Source organism: Lonsdalea quercina subsp. quercina (assembly GCF_000688655.1).
In the GTDB taxonomy this organism is placed as follows: Bacteria; Pseudomonadota; Gammaproteobacteria; order Enterobacterales; family Enterobacteriaceae; genus Lonsdalea; species Lonsdalea quercina.
Window position 1 is genome coordinate 1 of record NZ_JIBO01000032.1, and the last position, 4,724, is coordinate 4,724.

1 protein-coding gene is annotated in these 4,724 nt (G+C 62.3%); it reads left to right on the forward strand.

The features are described 5' to 3' along the window. Nucleotides 1-47: 47 nt before the first annotated feature. On the forward strand, nt 48-4,724 hold a 4,677-nt coding region (locus RZ35_RS16830; RefSeq protein WP_455709723.1), incomplete at its 3' end, for a beta strand repeat-containing protein.

Consider the following 4,724-nt stretch of genomic DNA (forward strand, 5'->3'; position numbering starts at 1 on the left):
AAGCTTCGATCACCATCGACGATGGGACGGCCGACAACCCCGTAAATATCTCGGAAGCGGGTCAGAGCCAGAACGTGACCGGTCGCGTCGGCAACGAGGTGCAGGTGGGGGATACGGTGACCGTGACTATCGGCGATCAGGCTTACCAGACTACCGTGACCGCCTCCGATAGCGGCAACGTGTGGAGCGTCTCTGTACCGGGCGAGGTGCTGGCCGGTAACAGCCAGATCCACGCGGAAGTGNCCACTACCGACGGTGCAGGCAACGCCACGACTGCCGGTGCTGACCACAGCTACGCGGTCGATACCGCCGCGCCGGAAGCTTCGATCACCATCGACGATGTGACGGCCGACAACACCGTCAATATCTCGGAAGCGGGTCAGAGCCAGAACGTGACCGGTCGCGTCGGCAACGACGTGCAGGTGGGTGATACGGTGACCGTGACTATCGGCGATCAGGCTTACCAGACTACGGTGACCGCCTCCGATAGCGGCAACGTGTGGAGCGTCTCTGTACCGGGCGAGGTGCTGGCCGGTAACAGCCAGATCCACGCGGAAGTGACCACTACCGACGGTGCAGGCAACGCCACGACTGCCGGTGCTGACCACAGCTACGCGGTAGATACCGCCGCGCCGGAAGCCTCCATCACCATTGATGATGTGACGGCAGACAACACGGTGAATATCGCCGAAGCGGGACAGCCGCAGGCCATCACCGGCCGCGTCGGCAACGACGTGCAGGTGGGCGATACGGTGACCGTGACCATCGGCGATCAGGCTTACCAGACCACCGTGACGGCCTCCGATAACGGCAACGTGTGGAGCGTGAGCGTGCCGGGCGACGTGCTGGCCGGTAACAGCCAGATCCACGCGGAAGTGACCACTACCGATAGTGCAGGCAATGCCACTACCGCTGGTGCTGACCACAGCTACGCGGTTGATACCGCCGCGCCGGAAGCCTCGATCACCATCGACGATGTGACCGGNGACAACACGGTGAATATCGCGGAAGCGGGACAGCCGCAGGCCATCACCGGTCGCGTCGGTAACGACGTGCAGGTCGGCGATACGGTGACCGTGACCATCGGCGATCAGGCTTACCAGACTACGGTGACGGCGTCGGACAACGGCAATGTGTGGAGCGTGAGCGTGCCGGGCGAGGTGCTGGCCGGTAATAATGACATTCATGCCGAAGTGACTACCACAGATGCGGCCGGTAACCCGACCACGGCATCTGCCGATCATGGCTACGCGGTAGATACGGCCGCGCCGGAAGCCTCGATCACCATCGACGATGTGACTGGTGACAACACCGTCAATATCGCCGAAGCGGGTCAGAGCCAGAATGTGACCGGTCGCGTCGGCAACGACGTGCAGGTGGGCGATACGGTGACCGTGACCATCGGCGATCAGGCTTACCAGACTACGGTGACCGCCTCCGATAGCGGCAACGTGTGGAGTGTGAGCGTGCCGGGCGAGGTATTGGCCGGTAACAGCCAGATCCACGCGGAAGTGACTACCACGGATGCGGCCGGTAACCCGACCACGGCATCTGCCGATCATGGCTACGCGGTCGATACGGCGGCGCCGGAAGCGTCGATCNCTATCGATAACGTCACCAGTGATAACACCGTCAATATCGCGGAAGCCGGTCAGCCGCAGGCTATCACCGGCCGCGTTGGCAACGACGTGCAGGTCGGCGATACGGTCACCGTGACCATCGGCGATCAGGCTTACCAGACCACCGTCACCGCGTCGGATAACGGCAACGTATGGAGCGTCTCCGTGCCGGGCGACGTGCTGGCCGGAAACAATGACATTCATGCTGAAGTCACCACCACGGATGCAGCCGGTAACCCGACCACGGCATCTGCCGATCATGGCTACGCGGTCGATACGGCGGCGCCGGAAGCCTCCATCACTATCGATAACGTCACCGGTGATAACACCGTCAATATCGCCGAAGCCGGTCAGAGCCAGAATGTGACTGGCCGCGTCGGCAACGACGTGCAGGTCGGCGATACGGTCACCGTGACCATCGGCGATCAGGCATACCAGACTACGGTGACCGCCTCCGATAGCGGCAACGTGTGGAGTGTCAGCGTACCGGGCGATGTACTGGCTGGTAATTCGCAGATCCATGCAGAAGTCACTACTACGGATGCGGCGGGTAACCCGACCACGGCATCTGCCGATCATGGCTACGCGGTCGATACCGCCGCGCCGGAAGCGTCCATCACTATCGACGATGTGACCGGTGACAACACCGTCAATATCGCGGAAGCGGGTCAGAATCAGAACGTGACTGGCCGAGTGGGCAACGACGTGCAGGTCGGCGATACGGTCACCGTGACCATCGGCGATCAGTCTTACCAGACTACGGTGACAGCCTCCGATAACGGCAATGTGTGGAGCGTCAGCGTGCCGGGCGAGGTGCTGGCCGGTAATAATGAAATTCATGCCGAAGTGACTACCACGGATGCGGCGGGTAACCCGACCACGGCATCTGCCGATCATGGCTACACCGTCGATACGGCGGCGCCGGAAGCGTCCATTACCATCGACGATGTGACGGCAGACAACACGGTGAACATTGCCGAAGCGGGTCAGAACCAGAATGTGACCGGTCGCGTCGGCAATGACGTGCAGGTCGGCGACACGGTGACCGTGACCATCGGCGATCAGGCTTACCAGACTACGGTGACCGCGTCGGATAACGGCAACGTGTGGAGCGTCAGCGTGCCGGGCGAGGTACTGGCCGGTAACAGCCAGATCCACGCGGAAGTGACCACTACCGACGGTGCAGGCAACGCCACGACTGCCGGTGCTGACCACAGCTACGCGGTCGATACCGCCGCGCCGGAAGCTTCCATCACCATCGACGATGTGACGGCAGACAACACGGTGAACATTGCCGAAGCCGGTCAGCCGCAGGCTATCACCGGCCGTGTGGGCAACGACGTGCAGGTGGGCGATACGGTGACCGTGACCATCGGCGATCAGGCTTACCAGACCACCGTCACCGCGTCGGACAACGGCAATGTGTGGAGTGTGAGCGTGCCGGGCGAGGTGCTGGCCGGTAACAATGAAATTCATGCCGAAGTGACTACCACGGATGCGGCCGGTAACCCGACCACGGCATCTGCTGACCACGGTTATGCGGTAGATACGGCCGCGCCGGAAGCGTCGATCACCATCGATAACGTCACCGGTGACAACACCGTGAATATCGCCGAAGCAGGACAGCCGCAGGCCATCACCGGTCGCGTCGGCAACGACGTGCAGGTCGGCGATACGGTGACCGTGACCATTGGCGATCAGTCTTACCAGACTACGGTGACCGCCTCCGATAACGGCAACGTGTGGAGTGTAAGCGTGCCGGGCGAGGTGCTGGCCGGTAACAATGAAATTCATGCCGAAGTGACTACCACGGATGCGGCCGGTAACCCGACCACGGCATCTGCTGACCACGGTTATGCGGTAGATACGGCCGCGCCGGAAGCGTCCATCACTATCGATAACGTCACCGGTGATAACACCGTCAATATCGCCGAAGCGGGACAGCCGCAGGCCATCACCGGTCGCGTCGGCAACGACGTGCAGGTGGGCGATACGGTGACCGTGACCATCGGCGACCAGTCGTACCAGACTACCGTCACCGCGTCGGATAACGGCAACGTATGGAGCGTGTCTGTGCCGGGTGACGTGCTGGCCGGTAATTCGCAGATCCATGCCGAAGTCACTACCACGGATGCGGCGGGTAACCCGACCACGGCATCTGCCGATCATGGCTACGCGGTCGATACCGCCGCGCCGGAAGCCTCCATCACCATCGACGATGTGACGGCAGACAACACCGTCAATATCGCCGAAGCGGGTCAGAACCAGAATGTGACCGGCCGCGTCGGCAACGNCGTGCAGGTGGGCGACACGGTGACCGTGACCATCGGCGATCAGTCTTACCAGACTACGGTGACCGCGTCGGATAACGGCAACGTGTGGAGCGTCAGCGTGCCGGGCGAGGTACTGGCTGGTAACGCGCAGATCCACGCGGAAGTGACCACCACGGATGCGGCCGGTAACCCGACCACGGCATCTGCCGACCACGGTTACTCCGTTGATACGGCGGCACCGGAAGCGTCCATCACTATCGATAACGTCACCGGTGATAACACGGTGAATATCGCGGAAGCGGGACAGGACCAGAATGTGACCGGTCGCGTCGGCAACGACGTGCAGGTCGGCGATACGGTCACCGTGACCATTGGCGATCAGTCGTACCAGACCACCGTCACCGCCTCCGATAACGGCAACGTATGGAGCGTGAGCGTGCCGGGCGAGGTACTGGCTGGTAACGCGCAGATCCACGCGGAAGTGACCACTACCGATGGTGCAGGCAACGCCACGACTGCCGGTGCTGACCACAGCTACGCGGTCGATACCGCCGCGCCGGAAGCTTCGATCACCATCGACGATGTGACGGCAGACAACACCGTGAATATCGCGGAAGNGGGGCAGCCGCAGGCCATCACCGGTCGCGTCGGCAACGACGTGCAGGTGGGCGACACAGTGACCGTGACCATCGGCGATCAGGCTTACCAGACTACGGTGAGCGCCTCCGATAGCGGCAACGTGTGGAGCGTGAGCGTGCCGGGCGAGGGACTGGCCGGAAACAATGAAATTCATGCTGAAGTGACTACCACGGATGCGGCCGGTATCCCGACC